Source organism: Brevundimonas sp. MEB006b (assembly GCF_030209705.1).
Classification (GTDB): Bacteria; Pseudomonadota; Alphaproteobacteria; order Caulobacterales; family Caulobacteraceae; genus Brevundimonas.
In genome coordinates, this window is record NZ_JARVRL010000001.1 from 221,098 (window position 1) to 246,765 (window position 25,668).

26 protein-coding genes and 1 riboswitch are annotated in these 25,668 nt (G+C 67.2%); of the genes, 16 read left to right on the forward strand and 10 right to left on the reverse strand.

The features are described from left to right. Positions 1-108 precede the first annotated feature (108 nt). From chvI to QRN13_RS01080, 5 genes are all read left to right on the forward strand, one after another. Positions 109-813, forward strand: a complete 705-nt coding sequence (chvI, locus tag QRN13_RS01060; RefSeq protein ID WP_045810684.1) for a two-component response regulator ChvI — start codon at positions 109-111, stop codon at positions 811-813. Beyond that, positions 782-2,392 carry a two-component sensor histidine kinase ChvG gene (chvG, locus tag QRN13_RS01065; RefSeq protein WP_284876496.1) on the forward strand — a complete coding sequence of 537 codons (1,611 nt, stop codon included), beginning with the start codon at positions 782-784 and terminating at the stop codon, positions 2,390-2,392. The genes chvI and chvG overlap by 32 nt, the downstream gene beginning before the upstream one ends. Next, on the forward strand, positions 2,389-2,817 hold the full coding sequence (locus QRN13_RS01070) for an HPr kinase/phosphorylase (RefSeq protein ID WP_284876497.1): 429 nt from the start codon (positions 2,389-2,391) through the stop codon (positions 2,815-2,817). Before chvG ends, QRN13_RS01070 begins: the two co-directional genes overlap by 4 nt. Before the next feature lie 120 nt (positions 2,818-2,937). Beyond that, positions 2,938-3,342 carry a PTS sugar transporter subunit IIA gene (locus tag QRN13_RS01075; RefSeq protein WP_017506133.1) on the forward strand — a complete coding sequence of 135 codons (405 nt, stop codon included), beginning with the start codon at positions 2,938-2,940 and terminating at the stop codon, positions 3,340-3,342. Next, positions 3,339-3,611 carry an HPr family phosphocarrier protein gene (locus QRN13_RS01080; RefSeq protein WP_017506134.1) on the forward strand — a complete coding sequence of 91 codons (273 nt, stop codon included), beginning with the start codon at positions 3,339-3,341 and terminating at the stop codon, positions 3,609-3,611. The genes QRN13_RS01075 and QRN13_RS01080 overlap by 4 nt, the downstream gene beginning before the upstream one ends. Positions 3,612-3,688: 77 nt before the next feature. On the opposite strand, the gene QRN13_RS01085 is transcribed toward QRN13_RS01080, so the two are convergent. Both QRN13_RS01085 and QRN13_RS01090 read right to left on the reverse strand, forming a co-directional pair. Continuing rightward, on the reverse strand, positions 3,689-4,744 hold the full coding sequence (locus tag QRN13_RS01085; RefSeq protein WP_055807576.1) for an ATP-binding protein: 1,056 nt from the start codon (positions 4,742-4,744) through the stop codon (positions 3,689-3,691). Continuing rightward, positions 4,741-5,430: a response regulator gene (locus QRN13_RS01090; RefSeq protein WP_055807581.1), complete on the reverse strand. Its 690-nt coding sequence runs from the start codon at positions 5,428-5,430 to the stop codon at positions 4,741-4,743. Before QRN13_RS01090 ends, QRN13_RS01085 begins: the two co-directional genes overlap by 4 nt. 373 nt (positions 5,431-5,803) lie before the next feature. Here QRN13_RS01090 and QRN13_RS01095 point away from each other — a divergent pair, with 373 nt between their 5' ends. After that, positions 5,804-6,625, forward strand: coding sequence for a hypothetical protein (locus tag QRN13_RS01095; RefSeq protein ID WP_284876498.1), 822 nt, complete (start codon positions 5,804-5,806; stop codon positions 6,623-6,625). Positions 6,626-6,666: 41 nt separating this feature from the next. Here the strand turns inward: QRN13_RS01095 and QRN13_RS01100 are convergent, their stop codons facing one another. Beyond that, positions 6,667-7,767 carry a phytase gene (locus QRN13_RS01100; protein WP_284876499.1) on the reverse strand — a complete coding sequence of 367 codons (1,101 nt, stop codon included), beginning with the start codon at positions 7,765-7,767 and terminating at the stop codon, positions 6,667-6,669. A 241-nt stretch (positions 7,768-8,008) separates the two neighbouring features. Between QRN13_RS01100 and QRN13_RS01105 the strand changes: the two genes are divergently transcribed. Together QRN13_RS01105 and lpdA are read left to right on the forward strand one after the other, a co-directional pair. After that, a complete protein-coding gene (locus QRN13_RS01105) occupies positions 8,009-10,858 on the forward strand; it encodes a TonB-dependent receptor (protein WP_284876500.1) in 2,850 nt (949 codons plus the stop codon). A 178-nt stretch (positions 10,859-11,036) separates the two neighbouring features. Next, positions 11,037-12,443 carry a dihydrolipoyl dehydrogenase gene (lpdA, locus tag QRN13_RS01110; protein ID WP_284876502.1) on the forward strand — a complete coding sequence of 469 codons (1,407 nt, stop codon included), beginning with the start codon at positions 11,037-11,039 and terminating at the stop codon, positions 12,441-12,443. Between the two features lie 60 nt (positions 12,444-12,503). Here lpdA and mutS read toward each other — a convergent pair whose 3' ends face one another. After that, positions 12,504-15,122: a DNA mismatch repair protein MutS gene (gene mutS, locus QRN13_RS01115; RefSeq protein ID WP_502868565.1), complete on the reverse strand. Its 2,619-nt coding sequence runs from the start codon at positions 15,120-15,122 to the stop codon at positions 12,504-12,506. 128 nt (positions 15,123-15,250) lie between these two features. Further along, positions 15,251-15,458, forward strand: a riboswitch (cobalamin riboswitch). Positions 15,459-15,604: 146 nt separating this feature from the next. Here mutS and QRN13_RS01120 point away from each other — a divergent pair. After that, positions 15,605-17,428 (forward strand): TonB-dependent receptor plug domain-containing protein, encoded by a 1,824-nt coding sequence (locus tag QRN13_RS01120; RefSeq protein ID WP_284876504.1) that lies wholly within the window; start codon positions 15,605-15,607, stop codon positions 17,426-17,428. Here QRN13_RS01120 and QRN13_RS01125 read toward each other — a convergent pair. From QRN13_RS01125 to QRN13_RS01135, 3 genes are all read right to left on the reverse strand, one after another. After that, positions 17,412-18,332, reverse strand: a complete 921-nt coding sequence (locus tag QRN13_RS01125; protein ID WP_284876505.1) for an aldo/keto reductase — start codon at positions 18,330-18,332, stop codon at positions 17,412-17,414. The genes QRN13_RS01120 and QRN13_RS01125 overlap by 17 nt on opposite strands. A 95-nt stretch (positions 18,333-18,427) precedes the next feature. Next, positions 18,428-19,063 carry a maleylacetoacetate isomerase gene (gene maiA, locus QRN13_RS01130; protein ID WP_284876506.1) on the reverse strand — a complete coding sequence of 212 codons (636 nt, stop codon included), beginning with the start codon at positions 19,061-19,063 and terminating at the stop codon, positions 18,428-18,430. After that, the gene (locus QRN13_RS01135; protein WP_284876507.1) at positions 19,060-19,728 is read right to left on the reverse strand and encodes a fumarylacetoacetate hydrolase family protein; all 669 of its coding nucleotides are present in this window, start codon (positions 19,726-19,728) and stop codon (positions 19,060-19,062) included. Before QRN13_RS01135 ends, maiA begins: the two co-directional genes overlap by 4 nt. 137 nt (positions 19,729-19,865) lie before the next feature. On the opposite strand from QRN13_RS01135, the gene QRN13_RS01140 reads away from it, so the two are divergent. From QRN13_RS01140 to QRN13_RS01170, 7 genes are all read left to right on the forward strand, one after another. Then, positions 19,866-20,210 (forward strand): ElaB/YgaM/YqjD family protein, encoded by a 345-nt coding sequence (locus tag QRN13_RS01140; protein ID WP_017506144.1) that lies wholly within the window; start codon positions 19,866-19,868, stop codon positions 20,208-20,210. Further along, entirely contained in the window at positions 20,210-20,620 is a 411-nt protein-coding gene (locus tag QRN13_RS01145) for a hypothetical protein (RefSeq protein ID WP_284876508.1), read from the forward strand. The genes QRN13_RS01140 and QRN13_RS01145 overlap by 1 nt, the downstream gene beginning before the upstream one ends. Positions 20,621-20,717: 97 nt before the next feature. Continuing rightward, positions 20,718-20,897 (forward strand): DUF1328 domain-containing protein, encoded by a 180-nt coding sequence (locus tag QRN13_RS01150; protein ID WP_039243970.1) that lies wholly within the window; start codon positions 20,718-20,720, stop codon positions 20,895-20,897. 140 nt (positions 20,898-21,037) lie between these two features. Continuing rightward, complete coding sequence (locus QRN13_RS01155) at positions 21,038-21,661, forward strand: hypothetical protein (RefSeq protein ID WP_284876509.1); 624 nt, start codon at positions 21,038-21,040, stop codon at positions 21,659-21,661. A 2-nt stretch (positions 21,662-21,663) separates the two neighbouring features. Further along, the gene (locus tag QRN13_RS01160; RefSeq protein WP_066552877.1) at positions 21,664-21,966 is read left to right on the forward strand and encodes a winged helix-turn-helix domain-containing protein; all 303 of its coding nucleotides are present in this window, start codon (positions 21,664-21,666) and stop codon (positions 21,964-21,966) included. Between the two features lie 21 nt (positions 21,967-21,987). After that, positions 21,988-22,767, forward strand: a complete 780-nt coding sequence (locus QRN13_RS01165) for a tyrosine-protein phosphatase (protein WP_284876510.1) — start codon at positions 21,988-21,990, stop codon at positions 22,765-22,767. Further along, positions 22,764-24,071, forward strand: coding sequence for an anthranilate synthase component I family protein (locus QRN13_RS01170; protein ID WP_284876511.1), 1,308 nt, complete (start codon positions 22,764-22,766; stop codon positions 24,069-24,071). Before QRN13_RS01165 ends, QRN13_RS01170 begins: the two co-directional genes overlap by 4 nt. Before the next feature lie 2 nt (positions 24,072-24,073). Here the strand turns inward: QRN13_RS01170 and QRN13_RS01175 are convergent, their stop codons facing one another. Genes QRN13_RS01175 through QRN13_RS01185 form a run of 3 tightly spaced genes read right to left on the reverse strand, consistent with a single transcriptional unit; the run spans position 24,074 to position 25,587 of the window. Beyond that, positions 24,074-24,628, reverse strand: coding sequence for a TadE/TadG family type IV pilus assembly protein (locus QRN13_RS01175; protein WP_284876512.1), 555 nt, complete (start codon positions 24,626-24,628; stop codon positions 24,074-24,076). Continuing rightward, complete coding sequence (locus QRN13_RS01180) at positions 24,625-25,164, reverse strand: TadE/TadG family type IV pilus assembly protein (protein ID WP_284876513.1); 540 nt, start codon at positions 25,162-25,164, stop codon at positions 24,625-24,627. The genes QRN13_RS01175 and QRN13_RS01180 overlap by 4 nt, the downstream gene beginning before the upstream one ends. 9 nt (positions 25,165-25,173) lie before the next feature. Continuing rightward, a complete protein-coding gene (locus QRN13_RS01185; RefSeq protein WP_284876514.1) occupies positions 25,174-25,587 on the reverse strand; it encodes a pilus assembly protein N-terminal domain-containing protein in 414 nt (137 codons plus the stop codon). Between the last annotated feature and the right edge of the window lie 81 nt (positions 25,588-25,668).

Below are 25,668 nucleotides of genomic sequence, written 5' to 3' on the forward strand. Positions count from 1 at the left end.
ATTTTCATTCGGCCCGAAACGCTCTAGCCCTAATGTGACCGAGATCGAACGGTTACGCTTGCTGTGCGTTCTTGCTCGCGGGAACGTAAAGTTCAGGAGAAGACACCCTTGGCCAACATCACTCTGGTCGATGACGACGAGAACATCGTGGCGTCCGTTTCGCTGGCGCTGGAAAGCCATGGCCACAAGATCACCGCCTATCACGACGGGGCCTCGGGTCTGGCCGCGCTGGAATCCTCGCCGCCCGATCTGGCGATCCTGGACGTGAAGATGCCGCGCATGGACGGGATGGAGGTGCTGCGTCGTCTGCGCCAGACCTCGCAGATTCCGGTGATCATGCTGACGTCCAAGGACGAGGAGATCGACGAGATCCTGGGCTTCAACCTGGGCGCCGACGACTATATCCACAAACCCTTCAGCCAGCGTCTGCTGATCGAGCGGGTCAAGGCGCTGCTGCGTCGCACGGGCGCTGACGGCGGCGAGCCGGAAACGGCGGCCGAAGTCTCGGGCCGGGCGATCAAGCGCGGCAAGCTGTCGATGGACCCGGCGCGCCACGAGTCGACCTGGGACGGCAAGCCCGTCAAGCTGACGGTGACCGAGTTCCTGCTGCTGCAGGCCCTGGCCCAGCGTCCCGGCTTCGTGAAGAGCCGCGACAACCTGATGGACGCCGCCTACGACGATCAGGTCTATGTCGACGACCGCACCATCGACAGCCACGTGAAGCGGATGCGCAAGAAGTTCCGCGCCGTGGACAATGAGTTCGACGCGATCGAGACCCTGTATGGCGTCGGCTACCGCTACCGCGAGAGCTGAACCGGGCGGGCGCGAGCCCGACGAGGAGCCCCAGCGCCGGCCGTTGTTCCGCTTCGGCGGATCGCGGCTGGGCGGCTTCATCCTGGTGCTCAATCTGCTCAGCCTGCTGATCCTGTTCGGCGGGGCGTTGGCGATCAATGAATGGCGTCCGGGCCTGATCGAGGCGCGTCAGGAATCGCTGACGGTCCAGGCCGAGCTGCTGGCCAATGTGTTGCGCGAAGAAGGCGTGACGCGAGGCGAACCGACGCCTGAACTGGACCCCATCCGCGCGTCGATCTGGCTGACCGACCGATTCATCCCGGCGGGCCAGCGGGTGCGACTGTATGATGTGAACGGCCTGTTGCTGGTCGACAGCTATCAGGTGACCGAGGCCATCGGCGGGCGGCCACTGCCCGACGCGCAGCCGGCGGGGACGGCGACCGAGGACGCCGCCAAGGCCAATCTGCTGTCCGAGCGCCGGGTCGCGCGCGCCGACAGCGAACTGGCGGCGGAGGTGGCGGCGGCGCTGGACGGCTCGCCCCAATCGACCCTGCGTCGCAACGAATCCGGCGACCGCGTCGTCTCCGTCTCCATTCCGGTGCGCCATGTGCGTCAGGTGCTGGGCGTGCTGACCGTCGAATCCGGGGACGTGGATGAAATCCTGGGCGCTCAACGGCAGGCGCTGTTCCCGTTCGCCCTGGTGGCGTTGGGGGTCAATCTGCTGGGCTCGCTGCTCCTGCATCTGTTCGTGGCGCGGCCGATCATGCGGCTGTCGGCGGCGGCGGATCAGGTGAAACTTCAGCGCGCGCGCGCCATCTCCCTGCCGGATCTTGAGGATCGCAAGGACGAGATCGGCGATCTGGCGCGATCCTTGGAATCCATGACCGACACCCTGTCGACGCGGATGGACGCCATCGAACGGTTCGCGGCCGATGTGTCGCACGAGATCAAGAACCCCCTGACCTCGATCCGTTCGGCGCTGGAGACCCTGCCGCTGGTCAAGACCGATGCGCACCGCGAGAAGCTGACGGCGCTGTTGCAGCAGGACGTGCGTCGGCTGGACCGGCTGATCACCGACATCTCCAACGCCTCGCGGCTGGATGCGGAGCTGTCGCGGGATCGACCGCGGCCGGTCGATCTGAACCGTCTGCTGGTCGATATCGTCGGCATCTATGAAACGACGGCCAAGCCGGGCGACATTCCGGTCGTGCTCACGGCGCCCGAACAGGCCCTGCGCGTCATGGGGCGCGATGGGCCGCTGGGGCAGGTGTTCCGCAACCTGATCGACAACGCCCGCTCGTTCAGCCCCTCAGGCGGCGTGGTGCGGGTGACGCTGGAGGACATCGGGGACGATCTGCCGATCCGCGTGCGGGTCGAGGACCAGGGGCCAGGCATTCCGGCCGAGAATCTGGAGACGGTGTTCGAGCGGTTCTACACCTCGCGGCCCAAGGGGGCGGTGTTCGGCTCCAACTCGGGCCTTGGGCTGTCCATCGTGCGTCAGATCGTCGAGGCGCACGGCGGCCGCGTCCACGCCGAAAACAAGTCCGAAGGCGGGGCGCGGTTCGAGATCGTCTTCCCGGCGGTCGGCCGCTGGTCGTGACCCCGGGCCAGCCAGTCCACGCCACCACCGTCGCCGTGCGCCGACGTGGGGCCTGGCAGGGGGTGATGATCTTGGGCCCGTCGGGCGCGGGTAAGAGCGATCTGGCGCTGCGGCTGATCGCGCGCGGCTGGCGACTGGTCAGCGACGACTACACCCAGGTCTGGGCCTCGGACGGGGCCGTTCATGCGTCGGCACCGGCCTCCATCGCCGGTCGGATCGAGGTGCGCGGCCTCGGAATCGTGGCCGCCAGAACACGGCCGGTCTGTCGCGTGGCGCTGGCCGTCGCCTGTATGGCGGAAGGGGTCGAACGGCTTCCGGAGCCGCAGACACAGGCTTTCGCGGGGGTCGATCTGCCCCTGCTGGCGCTCGATCCCCGACCGGCCTCGGCAGTCGATGTGGTCGCAGCGGCGTTGGAGACGCTTTGAAACCCCGAAAGACGGGTCTATGACACGCCCCTTGCGGTCCATAGAGGGCGGCGTCCGGCCTCCCTTGCCGGGCGGGGGAATGCCTGGGACGGTTCGGGGCGGGATGCGAGTGAAGTCCTCATGATCGGTCTGGTGATCGTCACCCACGGCGGGTTGGCGTCCGAGTTTCTCTCCGCCATGGAGCATGTGGTCGGCCCGCAGCGCGGCGTCGCGGCCATCTGCATCGGGCCTGACGACGACATGGAGCGTCGGCGTCGCGACATCGTGGACGCGGCCGCGGCCGTGGACGACGGCGAAGGGGTCATCCTGCTGACCGACATGTTCGGCGGCACGCCGTCGAACCTGGCCATCTCGGTGATGGAACAGACGCGCGCCGAGGTCATCGCCGGGCTGAACCTGCCCATGCTGATCAAACTGGCCAGCGTGCGGGGGCGCGAGACGCTGGAATCCTGCGTGGCCCATGCGCAGGACGCGGGGCGCAAATACATCTCTGTGGCGTCCTGGGTGCTCGCAGGCGAAAAATGACCGTCACCGCGACCCTGAACATCTGCAATACGCGCGGTCTGCACGCCCGCGCCTCGGCCAAGTTCGTCAAACTGGCCTCCAGCTTCGAAAGCGAGATCCACGTCACCCGCGACGGCGTGACGGTGGACGCCCGCTCGATCATGGGCCTGCTGATGCTGGGCGCCGGCATCGGCTGCAGCATCGACGTCTCCGCCGAAGGCCCTGACGCCGAAGAGGCCATGGAAGCTCTGACCGACCTGGTCGCGCGGAAATTCGACGAGGATCAGTAGGGCGTCGTCATCCCCGGATATGGAACCACTTCGATTTTTGAGCGGTCCATTGCCAGGCGGCTGCTTTCAAAACGAATCTACGAAACGGCGGGGATCCAGATCTCGATCCTGGATCCCAGGCGAGCGCCGGTCAAGTAACGCGCCGATCCGCCGTGGGCCTCGGCGATTGCGCGGACCGCGGCCAAGCCCAGGCCGGTCCCGCCGTTCTCGCCTGACCCGTGTTTGAAGGCGGTGAAAACGGATCGGGTCATGGCGTCGGGCAGGCCTGGGCCGCTGTCCTCCACGGCGATGACGGCGAAGCGTTCATCGGTGATCAAGCTGACCGAGACAGGGCCGGGATCGGCGTGGCGACGCACGTTGTCGAGCAGAGCCAGGACAGCCTGCTGAATGCGGTCGCCGTCGCAAACAACCACAGTGGCCGGCGTCGTCCAGGTGATCGGATAGCCCTCCGCCTCAGCTTCCGTGCCGACCAGGGCGCGGACATCGTCCAATCGCTGACCCAGGTCCTGGGGCGTCAGGCGCAGTTGCAAACGACCGCTATCGGCCAGACTGACGACGCGCAAATCCTCGATCAGGCGGCCCAGGGCGTCGACCGGCTTGAGCAAGGTCAGGATCATCTCGCGGTCCAGCGGCAGGACGCCGTCGGCGGCCGCTTGCAGACGGCCTTTGACGATCGTGACGGGCGTTCGCAGTTCGTGCGCGATCGAGGCGTTCCACGTCGTCATGTCGGCGGCGAGCGTCTCCAGCCGCGCAGCCATCAGGTTGAAGTCGTCCACCAGGTCGGCGGTCTCCGAAAAAGACCGATCGCCAGCCAGGGCGCGCGCGGACAGGTCGCCATCGGCGATCGCACGCGCGGCGCCGGACAATGAGGCGAGAGGCATGACAAGGCGGCGGGCCAACTGCAGCCCGGCCACGGTCGCGCCGATCAGGGCCACGACGGCGGCTGACGCCAGAGCGACATAATCCACTGACTGCGGTCGCCAGGCCTGGGGCGAGGCCACCGCATCGGGATAATTTTCGAAGACCCAGCCGTACAGGGCGAATGCGCCGGCGGCGCTAAGTCCAAGCACCCCCAGGATGACCAGAGCCGTACGCACGGCGATGCGACGGCCGAGCGCGCGGGCGGCCCTCACGCCAGGACCTCGAGGCGATAACCCACGCCACGAACGCCGACGAGAACGCCGTCGGCGCCTGCGTTTCGTAACTTGAGCCGCAGCTTGCTGAGGTGGCTATCTACCGTGCGATCGAGCACCTCGTCGCCTTTCAAGCAGGCGTCGGCCAACTCGGCGCGGGAAAAAACCCGCATCGGATAGCGCGCCATGTGGGCCAGCATGCGGAACTCGGTCAGGGTCAGGGGCAGGCGCTGCGGCTTGTCCAGCCCGCACCACTGGACGATGTGCGCCTCCAGATCGATCTCGAGCGGACCCAGGCGGATCACGCCGCCTTGGCCCGATCCGCCGCTGCGTCGCAGTATGGCGTGGGCGCGCGCCACGACCTCGACCGGATTGAACGGTTTGACGACATAGTCGTCCGCGCCGATGCGCAACGCCTGAAGCTTGTCGATGTCCTGATCCAGCGCAGTGAGCATGATGACGGGCGTCTCGCCTCGGCGCCTCAGTTCACCGAGCACGCCCCAGCCATCGACGCGCGGCATGCGCACGTCCAGCAGCATCAGATCGGGCCGAAGGGCGGCGTGCAGGTCCAGAGCGATCTGGCCATCCAGGGCGCGGACGGTGCGAAACCCCTCGCGCACGAGATAGGCGTCGAGCACGGCGGCGATCTCGGGTTCGTCTTCGGCGATGATGACCAGGGCGCTCATTGTGTCTCCACGACATCGCCCAGCGATGGACGGCGATCCAGACCAGATGGGGTGTCTCCACGATTTCTCCATCAAGTCCACACCCAGGCCCCACGGCCCCGTGCGAAGCGGCCCCAAACCGAAACCGCTTTTGAGGTCCAATGAAGTTCAGCGCCCACCAGATCTTCGTCGCCGCCATGACCGCCGTGAACGTCGCCGTGCTGGCCGCCTGTGGCGTGTTCATCCTGGCGATGCTGTGAAGCGGAGGGATCTGCATTGGGCGCGGGTTGCGGCGGCCGCGAGCCTGATCGTGCTTATTGCGGGGTGCGCCAAACCGGTCGAACCGCCTGCGCCGCCCCCGCCTCCGCCACCTTCGATTCAGCTGGACGACAGTGTGGCGCAGACGGCGTCGGTCTATCTGGTCTTCATGCGGGATGTCGCCACATTCGAGGGCGGCTTCGTCGATGCGGAGGCGGTGCAGGCGGCGTTGCAGCGCGGCGCGACCTCCAACGCCGAGCAGTTGGCGCGGGGTCTGGTGGCCTATGGAGCGGTGCTGGCGATGCAGTCGCCGGACTTCGTTGCGGGGGTGCGGGCCTATGCCGCCGATCCAGCGCAGCGACGCGAAATTCTGGATCGTCTGACGGCCGACCCCGCCTATGCCGTGACCTTGCCTGGCGCAGAGGTGGCGGCCGGGCTGATCGCCGAGGTCATGGAGGAGGGCGCCGCAGCCATCGAGGCCGCAGCGGATCGGGTGGAGGCGGATGCCTATACGATCCAGGCGCGTAGCGATCCGCGCCGTCGATGGGCGGGCCAGCCCGTCGCGGACCGACAGGGGCGGCTGGAGCGTGCGAAGGCCGCGTCCGCCGCAATGCAGCTGGCGTCGGACGTCGAGAGCGAGACGCTGCTGAAGGCTGCCCACGCCGAACCCTCTCGGATCCCGACGTCGCCTCTGGCGGCTCCCTATAAACCGGCGGTGGCCCGATCCCTGTCCGTCGCCGCGCGGGCGCTGCTGGGCGAAAGCGTGAAAGATGACGGAAGTGACGGTGTCCTGCAGGATCCAAACGCCACCTTCTGCCTGCAGATGTCCAAGCTGAACCTGTTCCAGTGTCTGGCCGCCGCCAAGCCCAGCTACGAAGACATGTTCTGCATCGGCCGACACATCGTCAGGGACATGGCCGACTGCACCCGCACGGCGCTGAATGCCGTAGGATCTTGATGAAAGAGACGTGATCGAGGGCGACCGCCGCCGAGGGGCCGCTACAGCCCCAGCGCCCGTCGGATGTCGCGCCAGTCGACGTATTTGAAGTTCTGGGTTCCCACGTCGTTGACGTCGTCCTGGATAACGACAAGGCCGTCGGGGAAGGGGCCGACTTGACCGCTGGCGGCCGCCAGGCCGTCGGTGCCGGTGACGCCGTCGACCGCGCCGTCCACGATCTTGAACCGGCCCTTGTACTCCGGCGCCGGGCCGTCGATGCGCCAGACGGGGAAGGTGGAATCGCCTTGGCTGGAGGCGATCAGATAGCGGCCCGAGGGGTCGGTGATCGTGGTCAGGCCTTCCGCGTCGGCGACCAGGATGTCCTTGGCGATGGGCTGGATCAGGGTGCGGGCCGCGCCGGACGCCGGGTTCAGGCCATAGCGCCACAGGCCGACATTCTCCTCATTGATATAGAGGGCGTCGGTCGCTTCGTCGGCGGCGCAGCCTTCGGAGATGGTTCCGATCTCGGCGGTGCGGACCAGGCGCGCCGTGGGCTGGCCGGCGGCGTCCACGCCCAGGATGAACTGGCGAAGCTCGCCATCGTGCCCGACCAGGATGGCGTGAACCTCGGCGCCGCGCCGCGCAAAGCAGAAGCCGTAGGGTTCGACCACGTCGGTGGCGACCGCGCCCCAGTAGCGCACGCCATTCTGGCCGGTCCCGGCCGGGTCGAAGGTGTAGAGGGAGATACCGGTCTTGCCCGGCGTGCGGTCGCTGGCGCCCAGCACCACCTGCGGACGGCCGCCGACCGACAGGCCCTCGACCACATCGACATTGTTCAGCAGGCCCTCGGGCAGGAACTGCAGGATATTGCCGTCGAAGCCGTAGATGTAGAGGCCGGATTTCTTGTCCGTGCCGGCGACGAAGCCGGGCGTGGATTGGCCCATGATCGTGACCGGCGAAGCGCTGGCCCAGACGGCGGGGTCGTCGGCGGCGTCCTGACCCGCCGTGCCGACCGACGGGGTTTCCAGCACGGCCATAACCGGGGCGCCCGGACCGACGAAGCCCGCGCCCTCGCCCTGATAATCAACCTCGTGCGTGGCGCAGGCGGCGAGCAGGGCCAGGGCGGCGCAGGCGGTCAGCGAGCGGGCGAGGGAAGGGCGCATGTCGGTCTCCGGACGATCTGGACGCGTCCCTGTGGCCAAGCCGCGTGTGGGTCAACGGCGCGGGCGTGACGGTTCGGCGTCGGTTCGATGACTGATGTTCCGTCAAGGGATCAAGCGTCGCCGTTCCATCGGAAAACCGCGAACTGGGCGTCGTGGAATCGTCGCGGTCGCGTCGCCCCCAAAGGTTAAGCGGCCCCTCCATCGGCTGAAGCGAAACGTTGCTCGCCGAAGGGGACCTGACATGAAACTGAACCTGCTGATGGGCGCCGCGATCGCGCCGATGATCCTGGCGCCGCTGGCCATGCCCGCCCATGCCGATGTCGACGCCGTGGCCTCGGCGTCAGCTGCGGTCGCCGGCGACGTGATCTACGGCCGGGTGACTAACGCCGCCGGCGCGCCCCTGCCGGGCGCCGAGGTTCTGGTGCGCGGCACTAGCCAGCGGGCCGTGACCAATACCCAGGGCGAGTTCACCCTGCCGACCGCCAGCGGCTCCATGGTGCTGGAGGTCAACTATCTGGGCCTGCCCTCGACCAGCCAGACGGTCGTGACCACGCCGGGCGAAGACGCCAATGTCGCCATCGTCCTGGGCGCCCAATCGGCGACGGACGTGGCCGATGTGATCGTGACCGGCGTCATCACCGACGGCGTGGCCCGCTCGCTGAACCAGCAGAAGAACGCCGACGGCACGGTCAACGTCCTGTCGGCCGACGCCATCGGCCGCTACCCTGACCCAAACGTCGCCGAATCCCTGCAACGCGTTCAGGGCATCGCCATCCAGCGCGACCAGGGCGAAGGCCGCTACATCAATGTGCGGGGCGCGCCGGCCGCCTTCACCGCCGTGTCGGTGGACGGGGTCGCCATCCCGGCCGTGTCGCCGACGACCCGCGCGGTCGATCTGGACACCCTGCCGTCAGACATCGTCTCCAGCGTCGAGGTGTCCAAGACCCTGACGCCCGCCCAGGACGCCGATTCCATCGCCGGGGCTGTGGACATCAAGACCCGCTCGCCCTTCGACAAACGCCGTCTGGCGCTCAGCGGCTACGCCGGCGGCAGCTACAACGATTACGGCGGTTCGGACACACGCGCGGGCGCCACGGCGTCCAACGTCTTCGGCCCGGATCAGACCTTCGGCGCCCTGGTGTCGGTCAGCTATTCCGAAACCAACCGCCGGCCGGACAACGTCGAAAACGGCTGGGTTCTGATCAACCGCAACGCCGCGCAGGGCGGCGGCCAGATCTGGGGTCTAGAGAACACCCTGTTCAAGGACTACGAGACCGAACGGACCCGCAAGGCCGTGACCGGCGCGCTTGAATGGCGGCCCAGCGACGCCATCCGTTTGTGGGTCAAGGGCTCCTACGCCCAGTTCCGCGACGACGAGTTCCGCAACACGCTGAACTTCACCTATAGCGACGGAACGCTGCAGCCGGGTTCGACCGACACAAGCGCGACCTTCACCAACGCCCGCATCTACAAGCAGCTGCGTCACCGCACCCAGGAGAACGACATCTCCACCCTGGTGCTGGGCGGCGAGCAGACGTTCGGCAATGGGGCGGTCTGGGACGGCGCCCTGTCGTTCGCCAACAGCAAACAGACCTATCCGCACCGCGACGAGCTGGTCTATCGCTCCAGCGCGACGACCCTGTCCTACAATACGACGGACCACTATCATCCGACCTATTCGGCCTTCAGCGAGCCGACCGGCTTCTATCTGAACGCCAACAACTACAGCTTCCGCGAAAACACCTTCCGCTCGAACACGACCGAGCAAGACGATGTGGCGTTCACGACCAATCTGTCGCTGCCCACCGTCATCGGCGGCCGCGAAGTCGAGCTGAAGTTCGGCGCCAAATATAGCACCCGCGACGTCACGGCCGATGAAGAGCGGTTCCGCGACCGGAGCGCGGCCGCCAGCTCTGGCACGCTGGCCCCGCTGCTGAGCGATCGTCCGTCGCAGAACTACGACTACAATCTGGGCTTCAAGTTCGATGCGGGCTTGGTAACCGACTATTTCGATCGCGTCCGGGCCGGCTCGACCAATCCCGACCCGGCCGCCGGCGTTCGCCGCATTCCGCAGTCGATCACCGCCGACTATACTGCGCAGGAAGATATTCTGGCGGGTTACGGCCAGGCTCGGTTCGATATCGGCGCGACCAATGTGCTGATCGGCCTGCGTGTCGAGAAGACCGACTTCGAAGGGTCGGCGACCAGCGTGGCCCTGTCCGGCGGGCAGACTCCGGTCAAGGTTGAGCGCGACCAAACCGATTTCTTCCCGAACCTGACGCTGCGCCACAGCTTCAGCGATCAGCTGGTCGGTCGTTTCGCCCTGACCCGCGCCATTTCGCGCCCGGACTATACCGACATCGTTCCGCGCGTTCTGGAAACCACCGACAGCGGCCGCACGACGGTCACGCGCGGCAATCCCGATCTGAAGCCGACCCTGTCGAACAACATCGATGCGGGACTGGAATACTATCTGCGTCCGCTGGGCGTGATTTCGGCCAACGCCTTCTACAAGGACCTGTCGAACTACCGCTTCACTCTGGTGACGGACGGCGTGCCCTATGTCACCCCGACCACCACGGTCGCCCAGGTCACCGAGGCCCGCAACGCCCCTGACGGCCATATCGCCGGCATCGAGTTCAACTGGCAGCAGACGTTCGACTTCCTGCCGGGCTGGGCTTCGGGCTTCGGCGTCTTCGCCAACTACACGCTGACGGATGCGGAGATCAAAACCAGCCGCGCCTTCGCCGGTCGCGACACTTTCGTGCTGCCGGGTCAGTCGGACGAGACCTATAACGCCGCCCTGTTCTACGAACGGTACGGCTTCAGCGCGCGCGTCTCCTACACGCACCGCAGCGACTTCCTGGAGGCGATCGACGCGACCAACCCCGGCAAAGACCTCTATGTCGAGGGTCGCGGCCAGCTGGACTTCACCGCCAGCTACGACTTCGACAACGGCGTGGAAGTGTTCGGCGAGGCCAAGAACCTGACCGACAGCGCGGGCGTCCGCTACTACGGCGTCAAAGAGCGGACCTACGAGTACGAGAAGTTCGGCTACAACGTCTTCCTGGGCGTGCGCTTCAAGCTCTGAGCGCGCGGTTCAGACATGATCGAAGGGGCCGGGCGGCGACGTCCGGCCCTTTTTCATGGTTTCCGCCTCTGCAATTGCTCGAAACGCGGCCCCATATGGGGTCCAGCGGTTGACCCGTGCGGGGTCGGCGCTAGTGTCCGCGCGCCTTTCCCCGCGCGCCAGAAGACCAGAGGATACCATGGCCGAAGCCACCGCCGCCTACGACGTCGTCATTATCGGCGGAGGCCCTGGCGGCTATAACGCCGCGATCCGGGCGGGCCAGCTGGGCCTGAAGGTCGCCTGCGTGGAAATGCGTTCGACGCTGGGTGGCACCTGCCTGAACGTGGGCTGCATGCCATCCAAGGCTCTGCTGCATGCCTCGGAACTGTGGAACGCCGCCAATACCGAATTCGCCAAGATCGGCATCGAGGTCCAGCCCAAGCTGCACCTAGACCAGATGCACAAGGCCAAGGACGACAGCGTCACCGCCCTGACCAAGGGGATCGAGTTCCTGTTCAAGAAGAACAAGGCCGACTGGATCAAGGGCAAGGGCAAGATCGTCGGAAAGGGCAAGGTCGAGGTGATCGCCGCCGACGGCTCGGTCCAGACGCTGGACGCCAAGAACATCGTCATCGCCACCGGCTCCGAGCCGACCCCGCTGCCGGGCGTCGCCTTCGAAGACGGCAAGGTGATCGATTCCACCGGCGCCCTGTCGCTGCCGGCCGTGCCCAAGAAGCTGATCGTCGTCGGCGCCGGCATCATCGGCCTGGAGCTGGGTTCCGTCTGGCGTCGTCTGGGCGCCGAGGTCACCGTGGTAGAGTTCCTGGACCGGATCACGCCCGGCATGGACACCGAGGTCGCCACCGCCTTCCAGCGCACCCTGACCAAACAGGGCATGAGCTTCAAACTGGGCGCCAAAGTCACCGGCGCCAAGTCGGGCAAGGACGGGGTGGAACTGACTGTCGAGCCGTCCGCCGGCGGCGCCGCCGAGACGATCAAGGGCGACGTGGTGCTGGTCGCCATCGGCCGTCGTCCGTACACGGACGGTCTGGGCCTGGAGAGCGTCGGCGTCACGCCGGACAAGCGCGGCTTCATCGACCATGACCACTTCAAGGTGGCGGATGGCGTCTGGGTGATCGGCGACGTGACCCACGGTCCGATGCTGGCCCACAAGGCGGAAGAAGATGCGGTCGCCGTGATCGACACCATCGCCGGCAAGTATGGCCACGTCGACTATGCCCTGGTGCCCAGCGTCGTCTACACCTTCCCCGAAGTGGCCTGGGTCGGTCAGACCGAAGACCAGCTGAAGGCCTCGGGCGTCGCCTACAAGAAGGGCAAATTCCCCTTCACCGCCAACAGCCGCGCCAAGATCAATCACGAGACCGACGGTTTCGCCAAGATCCTGGCCGACGCCGCCACCGACAAGGTGCTGGGCGTCCACATCATGGGCCCGCAGGCCGGCGAGATGATCCACGAGGCCGCCATCACCATGAGCTTCGGCGGCGCGTCGGAAGACATCGCCCGCACCTGCCATGCCCACCCGACCCGTTCGGAAGCCGTGCGCCAGGCGGCCATGGATGTCGAAGGCTGGATGATGCAGGCCTGATCCGAAACGGATAGACACTCAAAGCAAGGCCCGGACGGCGACGTCCGGGCCTTCGTCACATCAGGCCAGACCCTTCAGCCGATAAAGCGCCTCCAGCGCCTCGCGCGGGGTAAGGTCGTCGGGGTCCACGTCGCGAAGCGCCAGTTCCACGGGAGAGGGGCCGCGCATCGGTTCCGGCTCGGCGACGGCGAACAGGGGCAGGTCGTCCAGGCGGGCGGCGGCGGCCTTTTCGCCTTCCAGCCGGTTCAGCACCGAGCGGGCGCGGGCGACGACGCAGGCGGGGACGCCGGCCAGTTTCGCGACCTGGACGCCATAGGAGCGGTCGGCCGCGCCGGGCGCCGCTTCGTGCAGGAAGACCAGTTCGCCGTTCCATTCGCGCGCGACCATGGACAGGTTGCAGACGTGATCCAGCCGCGTCTCAAGCTGGGCCAGCTCGTGATAGTGGGTGGCGAACAGGGTGCGGGCGCGGTTGGTCTCGTGCAGGGCCTCGGCCGTGGCCCAGGCGATGGCCAGGCCGTCGTAGGTGGCGGTGCCGCGCCCGATCTCGTCCAGAACGACGAAGCTTTTCGGCGTGGCCTGGGTCAGGATGGCGGCGGTCTCAACCATCTCCATCATGAAGGTGGAGCGGCCGCGCGCCAGATCGTCGCCGGCGCCGACGCGGCTGAATAGCCGGTCCACCACGCCCAGCCGCATCGACCGCGCGGGCACAAAGGCGCCCGCCTGGGCGAGGATGACCAGAAGCGCGTTCTGGCGCAGGAAGGTCGATTTACCCGCCATGTTCGGGCCGGTGACGATGGCCAGGCGCGATCCGTCCTGGCCCGACCCGTCCAGCCGGGCGTTGTTGGGGGTGTAGGGATCGCCGCCCGCCTTGACCGCCGCCTCCACGACGGGGTGGCGGCCGGCCTCGACGCAGAAGGCCAAGGTGTCGTCCACCACGGGCCGGGTCGCGCCGACCTCCTGGGCCCATTCGGCGAGAGCCGCATGGGCGTCCAGTTCGGCCAAGGCCTCGGCGACGGCCTGAAGCGGCTGGGCCAGGCGGGCGGCCTCGCGTCGCCAGCCCTCGAAGGTTTCGCCCTCGATGGCCAGGGCGCGGTGACCGGCCTGGCTGATCTTGGCGTCCAGTTCCGACAGTTCGACGGTGGTGAACCGGACCTGGCTGGCCAGGGTCTGGCGGTGGATGAAGGGGCTGTCGGGACCGGCGCGCAGCAGGCCCTCGGCGGCCTTGGCGCTGGTCTCCAGGAAATAGCCCAGGACGGCGTTATGCTTGATCTTGAAGGGCACGCCGGACTCGGCGACGGCGCGGGCTTCCAGGTCGGCGACCACGCGGCGGCTGTCGTCGCGCAGGGTGCGGGCGGCGTCCAGTTCGGGACGATAGTCGGGGCGCACATAGCCGCCGTCGCGCGCCAGATGTGACGGCTCGTCCACCAGACCGTCGATCAGGTCGGCCTTCAGTCGTGAGACGTCGGGCGACAGGGTCAGGCGGTCAAGCGCCGAGGCGATGCGGCGCGGCTGGCCGGTTAGAGGATCGACCTGACCCACGAACAGGCCGGCGACACCCTCGGCGATCGACAGGCCGATGCGCACGGCCGCCAGGTCGCGCGGTCCGCCACGCCCAAGCGCCAGCCTTCCGACGGCGCGGGCGATGTCGGAGGAGGCCTTCAGCGCGTCGCGCAGGTCTCGCCTCAGATCGCGCCGTTCCAGCAGCCATTCGACGGCGTCGAGTTGTTCGTTGATGGCCAGGGGATCGCGCAGCGGGCGGGCGATCCGTTCGGCCAAAGCCCGCGCGCCGCCCGAGGTGACGGTGCGGTCGATGCATGCCAGAAGCGACCCCTCGCGCTCGCCGCGCTGGGTGCGGTCGATCTCCAGACTGGTGCGGGTCGCCGGGTCGATGGCGAGAAAGCCGCTCTCGCCCAGACGGCGCGGCGGGGCCAGGGCGGGCACCTTGCCGGCCTGGGTGGTCTCCAGATAGGCGGCGATGAGGCCGAGCGCGGAGACCTCAGCCTCCTCGAAGGCGCCGAAGCCGTCCAGCGCCGAGACGCCGTACAGGCGTTCGACGCGGGCGCGCGCGGCCTGGGGTTCGGCGATGGCGCCAGCTAGCGCCTGGACCACGCCGCCCGATCCGTCCAGGGCGTCACGTGTCGCCTCGTCCGAATACATCCGGTCGGTGACCAGGACTTCGGACGGGCGGAAGGCGGCGAGCGCCGCGCCCAGATCCTCGATAGCGCAGGCGACAGAATCGACCGCGCCGGACGACAGTTCGACCACGGCGACGGCCGCCCGACCTTTACGCACCGCGACCGCCGCCAGACGATTGGAGCCGCGCGCGTCCAGCAGGCTGTCTTCGGTCAGGGTGCCGGGGGTGACGACCCGGACCACGCCGCGATGCACCACGGCCTTGCCGCCGCGCTTCTTGGCCTCGGCTGGGTCTTCCAGCTGTTCGCAGATGGCGACCTTGTGGCCGATGCGGATCAGGCGGGCGAGATAGCCCTCCATCGCATGGACCGGCACGCCGGCCATTGGAATGTCCTCGCCCTGATGCTTGCCCCGCTTGGTTAGGGTGATGCCGAGCGCCGCCGCCGCGACCTCGGCGTCCTTGAAGAACAGCTCGTAGAAGTCGCCCATGCGGAAGAACAGGATGGCGTCCGGCTGGCCCGCCTTGGCTGTCAGATATTGCGCCATGAACGGCGTCGCGCCTTCCAGCGAGGCGGCGATTTCCGGGGGATGCCCATTTTCGGGGAATTTGGCAGGCGCGTTCATGTGGCCACAGGGTGACGGATCGCGCCCGGCGGCTCAAGGCCGTTGACCGGCTCTTGCACAGGCTTGTCGGCCCTGCGATAGGCCCGTCAGGCGGTTAAGGGAACACGGTGTGACGCCGTGGCTGTGCCCGCAACTGTAGGCGGCGAGAGCGTCGTCCGTCCGGGGTTTCGATCCCGGCGCCACTGGGAAACTGGGAAGGCGAGGACGGCGGTTTACGACCCGCAAGCCAGGAGACCTGGCCGCCGACGTCGCTCGCTTCTGTCCGGGACCAGACAGCAGCGCGGTTTCTCCGTGGAAGCGACCCGACCTTGCGCCGTCCAGACCCCTAAGCGGTCTGGCGGGTCGGTTCGCTCATGACGGTCTCTCGCGCGCATTCGCGGGACCGAACACGGGGGTATCGCTCAATGAAGCGTTCCATTCTTCTCTCGACGGCCGCGATTGCGGTCACCTTCGCCGCGCCTGCCTTTGCCGAGGACGCGACCCAGCTGGACGAGGTGATCGTCACCGCCACCCGCATCCCGGCCATCGTCGCCGACACGCCCGGCGCCCGCGTCATCGACGCCAAGACCATCGAACAGCGCGGCGCGATCTTCGCCGCCGACATCCTGGCCGATGTGCCGGGCCTGTCGGTGACGCGTTCGGGCGCCTTTGGCGGCGTGGCCCAGGTGCGGATGCGCGGCGCGACGCCGGGCAAGACCCTGGTCCTGGTCGACGGCGCGCCGGTCAACGATGCGGCCGAGCCGAACGGAGCCTATGACTTCTCCAGCTTCGAACTGGCCGATATCGCGCGGATCGAAGTGCTCAGCGGGCCGCAGTCGTCGCTGTGGGGATCCGACGCCATCGGCGGCGTGATTTCGTTCACGACGCAAGAGATCGACGGCCTGCGCGCCGAGGCTGAGGCCGGCAGCTTCGACACCGTGCGCGGCCGCGTCTCGGCCGGGGTCGCCAACGAGACCTACGCCTTCAGCGCCTACGCCTCGCGCTTCGACACCGACGGCATTTCAGCGGCAGACGAGGCGGATGGCAACACCGAGGCCGACGGCTTCCGCAGCACGACGCTGGGCGCCAAGGGGCGATATGTCCTGTCCGATGCGGTCAAGGTCGATGGATCGGTGCGCTGGAACAAGTCCAAGGCCGATATCGACGGCTTCCCGGCGCCGAACTATGCGCTGGCCGACACCGCCGACACCCAGGAAAGCGAGCAGTGGTCGGGCTTTGGCCGGGTGACCGCCCAAGCGTTCGGCCTGAACCATCAGTTCAGCGTCTCGGCGTCGGATCTGGACCGCAACTCGGTCAGCGGCGGCTTCGGCTCGACCTTCACCGGCGACCGTCAGGCCTATCGCTGGCAGGCGAACGGTCAGGCGCAGGACATCGACTATGCGTTCGGCGTCGAGCGGAACGAGGCCTCGGCCGCTTTGTCGTCGGGCCTGTCGCGCGACCTGTCGATCTCCTCGGTGTTCGGCGTGGCCCAGTACGACGTCGGCGCGCTGAACCTGACCGGCGGACTGCGTTACGACGACACCGACGATTTTGGGTCGAAGACGACGGGGCGGGTCTCTGCGGCCTATGATCTGGCCGGCGGCTTCATCCTGTCGGGCGCCTACGGCACGGGCTTCAAGTCGCCGACGGTCAGCCAGGCGGTCTGCGACTTCTGCTTTGCGCCGCGGCCCTATCCCGAGCTGAAGCCGGAAACGGCCGACAGCGTCGAGATCGCCCTGGGCTGGGCCTCGGCCGACGGTCGGTTCGATGGGCGGGCGACCCTCTATCGCCTGAACGTCGAAGACCAGATCACCTATTCGGCCGGTCGCTATATCAACGTCGCCAAGACGCGTTCGGACGGGTTCGAGCTGGAAGGCCGCGCCCTGCTGGGCGGCGGGTTCGACCTGACCCTGGCCTATGCCTGGACCGACGCGACGGACCGCACGACGGGCGCGCGCCTGCTGCGCGTGCCGGAACACGCCGGTTCGGCGACCCTGGGCTGGACGGGCGACCGTCTGTCCGGCGCGCTGACGGTGCGGGCGGAAGGCGATCAGGACGATTCGGGCGGCTTCTCGACGGTGGCGCGCGACGGCTTCGTCACCGCCAATCTGAACGCGGCCTATGAACTGACCGACAAGGTCACCCTGACGGCGCGGATCGAGAACCTGGGCGACGAACACTATCAGCAGGTGTTCGGATACGGCGAGCCGGGACGGTCCGGCTATGTCGGGATCAGGCTGCGCTACTGATCCGGGCGCGGGCGTCGGCGGTGAAGGCCGCCGGCGCCTCGAGCGCCAGGGCCGCCCAGTCCAGATTGGGATAGGGGGCGTGGGCGGCGGCCAGGATGGCGCGCAGTTCGGCGGCGGAGGCGACGCTGGCCACGACCTTGTCGACGCCGGGTAGGGCCAGGGCGTAACCCAACGCCGCCTGCATCGGATCGCAGCGCTGCTCGGCCAGACGCCGGCGCGTGCGCGACAGGGCCTGGGCATGACTGGCCAGTTCGGCCGGAAGATCGTCGCCGCCTGCAAACAGCAGGCCGCCGGCGAAGACCGAAGACAGATGAACCGAGGCGCCTGTGTCGGCGATGGCGTCCAGAACGCCGTCCTGCGCCGCGCGCTGGTCCAAGAGGCTGCACGGCACCTGGACCACGTCGGCTTCCAGACGGCGGGCCAGAAGCGCGGGACCATCCTCGATCGTGGCGCAGAAACCGATGCGGCGGAACAAGCCGCGATCCTTGAGGCTGCGGGCGCGATCCCACAGGGCGCGGCCTTCGGCGCCGGCCAGATCGGCGGCGTTGGAAATCAGCAGAACATCGCCGCGCGGCAGGCCCATCCGTTCCAGCGAGCGACGAGCGCGGGCCTCGACCCGGTCCAGACCTTCGCTGAGCGCAACGGTGCGGACCGTGACCTGGAAAGGCGAGGGGAAGGGCCAGGCCTGACCCAGCAGGCGTTCGCCGTCGCCCTCGGGCCGGGTGGCGATCAGCTTGACCCCGGCGTCGGCCCCGGTTTGCAGCAGAAAACGCATGGCTTCTTCGCGGGCGCCGGAGGGCGCGCTCATGAAGGCGCCGGGCGCGCGCTCGGGCTCGGTCACCACGGCGAGGGCCAGGCGATGGATGGGCGACGACGCCGAAGGTGTGGCGGGGGAATACGACACGCCCGACACTATGATCGCCAATGCTTAAGGGACGCTGAGCGAGACCTTAAGCGAACCCTACTTATCCACCGCTGATATGCGCACTGAGGCGAAAATCAGGCGTCGGCGTCAGGCTGCACGTCCGGGTGGGCCGAGGCGAAGGCGGGGTGGGCCAGGGCGGTCTGTTCGACCGCCAGCAGACGCGGCCAAGGCGACAGGTCCATGTTGAAGCGCCGTGCCGAATACATCTGCGGAATCAAATAACAATCGACCAGGGTCGGGGCGTCGCCGAAGCTCCAGCCGGCGCCGTGGCGGGCGACCAAAGCCTCCAGCGCGTCGAAGCCCGGTGCGATCCACCGGGCCGCCCAAGCGTCCACGGCGGCCTGATCGGCGTTGAACTCAGACCGGATGGCCTTCAACACGCGCAGATTGTTCAGCGGATGAATGTCGCAGCCGATCAGCGCGGCCATGGCGCGCACGGTCGCCCGGTCGTTTGCGCCCTTCGGCAGCAGGGCCGGTTCGGGGTGGGTTTCCTCCAGCCATTCCAGAATGGCCGGGCTCTGGGTCAGGACCAAGTCGCCGTCTTGAAGCGCGGGGACCATGCCCTGCGGGTTCAGCGCCACATAGTCGGGCGTCTTCTGTTCGCCCTTGCGCAGGTCGTGAGCGGCGTTGTCGTAGGTGATCCCCTTCAGGTTCAGGGCGATGCGAACGCGGTAGCTGGCGCCCGAGCGCCAGTAGCCGTGCAGGATCACGACTGCACCTCGAAGCTGAGCGTCTCCAGGCCATCGATGGTGACAACGACGCGGTCGCCCGGCTTGACCGGACCGACGCCGGACGGCGTGCCGGTGAAGATCAGGTCGCCGGGTTGCAGCGACCACAGGGCGGCGGCGGCCGCGACGATCCGGTCGGGGTTCAGGATCATGTCGTTCAGGACGCTGTCCTGCCTGGTTTCGCCATTGACGCTGAGGCGGATGGCGCCGTCGGGCGACGGCAGGTCGCCCAGGGTGACGGGGCCGCAGGGCGCGGACTGATCGAATCCCTTGGCGGCGTCCCAGGGGCGGCCCGCCTTCTTGGCCTCGGCCTGAAGATCGCGACGGGTCAGGTCGCAGCCTACGGCCCAGCCGACGATGTTGACCCCGCCGTCCTCGCCCGGCCCGATCGCGGCGACCAGTTCGGCCTCGTAGTGCAGGTTCGCGGTCGCCGACGGATAGGATGGGTTTGCGCCGTCAGAGACGATGGCGTCGCCCGGCTTGGTGAAGAAGAAGGGCGTCTGCTTGTCGGGGTCCGACCCCATTTCGCGCGCATGGGCGGCGTAGTTCTGGCCCACGCACAGGATGCGGCGAACGGGGAACCGCTGGTCCGATCCGACGATCGGCAAGGACGGGGCGGGGCGGGGCGGGAACAGCCATTGGGTCATAGCCATCGTTCTAGTGCGGCGAAAAGCCCGTGGCGAGAGGCGCGCGCCCTTCCCAACTAAAGGAACCTCGTTGCGCATGTGGCGTTGCAACACGGGGTTCTCTATTCTACCGCCAAGCTTTCAACGGAGCGCGCACCATGGCCACCACCAAGGCCCGAGAAGACATCAAGGCCGACCTGAAGACCCTCAAGGAGGATCTGAAGACCGGCGCCCGCGAAGAGACCCAACGCCTGCGCGACAAGGCCGCCGAGGCCGAAGCCAAGCTGCGCGCCAAGAGCGACGAAGTCCGCGAGCAGGCCCGCAGCTATTACGACGAGGCCCGCGTGAAGGGGCGCGAATATTACGACGACGCCGCCGAACGCTTCGACGAGGCGCAACGCTATGTCGTCGAACGCGTGCAGGAGCGTCCGCTGCAATCGACCGCCGTGGCGCTCGGCGTCGGCGTCATCCTCGGCATGCTGCTGGCCGGCCGCCGTCGCTGATGTTCAAGGGCATCATCAAAAAACTGGTGGCGACGGCTGTCGTCGCCGCCAGTGCGTTTCTGGCCGTCGTCTTCCTTGGCGTGGCCATCTTCTATGCGCTCAGCCTGACGCTGACGCCGCTCGGCGCGGCGGCCGTGACGTTTGGTCTGTTCGCCCTGGTCGCCCTGATCGTGACGCTGGTCTTCCTGAAGGGCGACAAGCACGACGACGCCGAAGAGGAAGATGAGCCTGAGGGCCTTTTGGGCAAGGTGATCCACAGCGTTCGCGAGCGGCCGATCGTCGGCGCCGTGGGCGGTCTGGGCGCCGCCTTCCTGCTGCTACGCAACCCGGCTCTGGCGGCGATCGTCGCCAGTATGGTCGCGGATCGCAAGATGGATCAGGGCGGCTATTCGCGTCGTCGCCGTCGATAGGCGATGGAACGGCCGGGTGACCCTGGCGTTGATGATGCAGACCGACGAACGGCTCCCGGGTCGCCGACGGCAACATCAACTCAGGAGAGCTAAACCCATGATGCGCTGGGCAATTATCTTCCTCGTCGTGGCCCTCGTCGCGGCCGTTCTCGGCTTCGGCGGCATTGCGAACTTCTCGTTCGAGATCGCGAAGTTCGTCGCCGTCGTCGCTATCATCTTGTTCGTCATCGCCTTGGTGGCCGGCGGACTGCGTGGACGCGGCGCGCCACGACTTTAGGCTAAATACATAAAGTCGAACGAGGGGCGCAGCCGAAGGCTTCGCCCCTTTTTCATGCGCAGCGTGGCCCAATAAGAAAGAACTTTACAACACAAAGCAAATGGGTGATGTTGTCTCAACGGTTCGAGGAGGAGAGCATCATGACCCGCGAGACCCAAGCCATTCAGGACGACATCGCCTATATGCGCAGCCTGGCCCACGAAGGGCGGCACGCACCCCTTCTGGCCGGGCCGATCCTTATCGCCGCGGCCGTGGTTTTCGGTGGCGCTAGTCTCGGGGAGTGGGCGATTCAATCGGGCGCCGTTCAAGTGAATCCGTGGGCTCAGTTGTGGTTGTGGATCGGCGCAGGCGTCGTCTTCGCAGTCGCCCTGAGTCTCTTGATCGCGCGGATGAAGGGAAAGCCCGGCATCAACTCAGCGGGAAACAAGGCAGTGGGAGCAGCTTGGTCCGGCGTAGGCTACGGAATCTTCGTCACCTGGCTGGCGCTGGTTGCCCTGTCCGTAAAGACCGGAAACTGGTCGTGGATGGCCGTTATGCCGACGACGGTGCTGGTTGCCTATGGCTCGGCCTGGATGATTGGCGCAGCGATGACCAAAACGCGCTGGATGTCGTTCACGGCCCTTGCGGCCTATGCCGGCGCGGTTGCCGTGGCTTGGTTCATCGACAGCCCCATGATCTATCTGGTCTTCACGATTGTCCTCGTCGCCATCGCGCTGATCCCAGGGATCATCCTGATGCGTCAGGAACCGTCGGAGGTGGTCTGAGCATGGCCGACGACTTCGACATCAGCCGGATCGACGACGTCATTCACGGGCGCATCCGGCTGGGGATCATGGCTTTTCTGTCCGGGGCCGGATCGGCCGACTTCACCACCCTGAAGACCCGGTTGCAGACGACGGACGGCAATCTTTCGGTCCATCTGCGAAAGCTGGAAGAGGCGGGGTTTGTCGCCGTCTCCAAGAGTTTCAACGGTCGCAAGCCGCTGACGGAGGCCAGTCTGACCGATCAGGGACGCGACGCCTTCGTCGCCTATCTGGATGCGATGGCTGGCCTGCTGCCAGAGCGGTGAACATAGGCTAGAAACGCGGTCATGACCGACCGCCTTCACGCCTTCGAGGCCATCGACAACTTTCGGGACTACGGCGACTACGCCACGACGGCAGGGCGGCGCGTGAAGCCCGGCCGACTGCTGCGTTCGGCCCACCACGCCCGGGCCAGCGAGGCGGACCTTGAGCGGCTGAAGGCGCTGGACATCGGGACCGTGGTCGATCTGCGCCGACCCAGCGAGCGCCGCGACCAGCCGTCGCGTCGGCCTGAAGGCTTCAGCGGGCAGATCATCGAAGGCGGCGTGGACGACGGCGCGGAGGCGCCGCACATCACCTTTCTGAAAACCGCCGACCTGACGCCGGACTCCGGGCGGCGCTTCATGACCCAGACCTATCGCAGCCTGCCGTTCGACGCCTCGCATCAGGACGTGTTCGGCCGCTATTTTCAGGCCCTGGCGGATGAAGACCGGCCCGTGGTGATCCATTGCGCGGCGGGCAAGGACCGGACGGGTTTTCTCGCCGCCCTGACCCACCATCTGCTGGGCGTGTCGCGCGACGACATGGTCGAGGACTATCTGCTGACCAACGCCGCCGTCGATCTGGCGGGCCGGTCACCCGGCATCGCCAAACAGCTGCACAAGATGACGGGTCGGGTGGCCTCGGACGACGCGATCGTGGCCTTCCTGGGGGTCGAGGCCGCCTATCTGGACGCCGCCCTTGCCGAGGTCGAGGCGCGGCATGGATCGGTGGACGGCTATCTGAAGGAGGCGCTGGGCGTCGATGCGGCGCGCCGTGACCGGATCGTGGAGCGGCTGACCGCGTGAGCGAGGTTTTCAGCCACACCGTCACGCGCGACGCGCCCTGGGTCGATCCGGTCGCGGTGGCGGCGGGTCTCGGCGGCGGCGACGGCGCGCTGGCCCTGCTGTCGGACGGCGGGCCGGGCGGCCGCTGGTCCCACGTCGCCCAGGCGCCGGACGTCGCGCGGGTCGGCCCGGTGGATGACGCCGCGCCGTTCGAGGCGCTGCGGGATCCGCTGTTTGCCGCCGGCGCCGTCGGTCTGGCCGCCTACGACGCGGGCGCCCGGCCGGCCACCGGACGGCGCGAGACGGTTTGGCCCGATCTGATGCTGGCCCGCTATCCCGCCATGCTGAGCTTCGATCATCTTGAGCGCTCAGTGTGCGCCACGGGAAGAGGCGCGACGGCGGAGCAGGCGACGGCGGCGGCCGAGCGGGCCCTGATCTGGCTGGCGACGGCAGCGCCGGTCGTGACCCCCTCCGCACCGGCCGATCGTTTTGAGGCCGAGGCGCCGGCGAGCGCCTACCGCGACGCGGTCGCGAATGTGGTGGAGCGCATCGGGGCGGGGGAGCTGTTCCAGGCCAATATCGCCCGGGCCTGGTCCGGCGCGCTGAAGCCTGGCCGCGATCCGTTCGAGGTCTTCCTGCGGCTGCAAAAGGAGCGGGCGTCACCGTTCGGGGCCTATTGGCGGGTCGGGGATCGGGCGCTGGTGTCGAACTCGCCCGAACTGTTCCTCGCCTTCGATCCCGCCAGCCGCCGCATCGAGGCGCGTCCGATCAAGGGCACCCGACCGCGTGCGGATGACCCCAATCAGGACCAAGTCCTAGCAAAAGAGCTTAGGGCCAGCCTAAAGGATCGGGCGGAAAATCTGATGATCGTGGACCTGATGCGCAACGATCTGGCGCGCGTGTCACGGCCCGGATCGGTCCAGGTGGAGACGCTTTTCCAAGTCGAGCACCACCCGACGGTGCATCATCTGGTCTCGACCGTGACGGGCGAGGCCCAGCCCGCAATGGGTCCGGCCGACTTGCTGGAGGCGACCTTCCCGCCCGGCTCGATCACCGGCGCGCCCAAACATCAGGCGATGAAAGTGATCGCCGCGCACGAGCCGCCGCGCGGACCCTGGTGCGGATCGTTGTTCCTGATCGGCGACGACGGCGCCCTGACCGCATCGGTCTTGATCCGGACCGCCGGTTTCCAACGGAAAGACGGCGTCTGGAACTATCGCACCCTCGCCGGCGCCGGCATCGTGGCGGACAGCGATCCAGTCGCCGAGGAAGCCGAAACAGACGTGAAGATTTCAGCGATGCGACAGGCGCTGGTCGGTGTCTGAGCTCAACAGTTGCTGCAGGTGATGGTGTCCACGGTGCGTGGTCGCAGATAGGACATGCGGCTGAACTTGGTCACATAAGGCGCGACCTGATCGAAGGGGGAACTATAGTCGTAGAAGGCTTCGGCGACGATAACGGACTCGCCCTCTTCCAGCATGTCCGAAGGAATCTTGGCCTCTGCAACGGTCAGTTTGGACGCGACGCCCTTACCAACGCTCCAATCCACCTTATAGGTCGTGGCGTTGACGCGCGTGACGCTGCTGACGCGCTGGGTCAGAGGAGTGGCGGAAAAGGGAGCCATGATCAGGTCGCCGATGGCGAAAATGTCCGTCAGATCGGTCTTGGTCACGCTGTCGCTTTGAGACACCAGGTCGGCGACCATGGACGAGACGTGGCCCGTGCGCTTCAGGGCCATATAGCCCTGACAGAACTCCACCATGCCGAAGTAGAACAGGATCAGGATCGGTGCGAGGAACGCGAACTCGACCGCGGCGACACCCCGAACGTCATGCCGGAGCGCCCGAAGATGGGCGCAGTAAGGCTCCAGAACGCGCCTCATTGCCACGGCTCGTTGCGGAAGGCGGTCGTCGCGGTCATCAACACCTTGCCCGGACCGACGCGCGAAACGGCCTGGCTCAGCAAGGGCGTGACCAGCGGATGGGTGTACCAGACGCGAACCAGGATCAACGACCCTGCCTGACCGCCGTCATAGGTGGTCTTGGAGGGGTCCATGGCGTTGTTGGTGATGGGGTCCGGCACGTTCGGAGATGAAAACTTCGGTACGACGCGCACGTCCACCGTCATTCGGTTTGCGCAGTCGGACTTGAAGACCACCATCTTGTCGCAGACCTGGATCTTGAACTTCTCCTTGTCGAAGTTCTGGTCCTTGGCCTGACCCGTGCGGATCAGGCGGCCGCTTTCCATAGTCGCCGTCTCCAGAACCGAGTCCAGCACGAAGACAACGCCCAGCTCCAGGATGGAGAAGATCATCAGAAAGAAAGGAATGGCCACCATGGCGAATTCCACGGCGGCCGCGCCTTCACGCCTGCGCTTAGAGCGCGCCGTTCGTGACAGCGGTGATCTCAGGGGGGGCATCGGCCGAAATCAGGGCGCGGTGGATGCTGCGGCGGCCGCCGACGAGGATGAGGATCGGACGCTGGGCGTGCAGGAGGCGCCGCAGGCCATTTCTGTGGCCTGGGCTCCGCGCCAGACCCGAACCGAACCGGTCGAGCCGCCGGTCACCACGATTTCGCGTTTGAATAGGGTGCGACCCACTCCATCGACGGCGACCACTTCGGTGACGCCATAGCCCTTGCCGACGATGAACATGGTGTTGGCGTCCACCAGCGAGACGTCGGCGATCTGAGAGTTGCCGACGATGATGGAGGCCGCGGCGCCGCGCAGCTGAACGCGCGCCGAGCGATCGATCTCGACGTTCAGCGCACCGTCCTGGGCGTTGGCTGCAAACGGCGAGGCGACGAGGACGGCGGCGATCAGGAAGGACGGGATGCGAGACATCGGCGGCTCTTGATAGTGGCGCGTGTGAGCGCGGACGCGCGCATGATGCAGCCATGATCCTCAACAAAGGCTGAAGCGCCG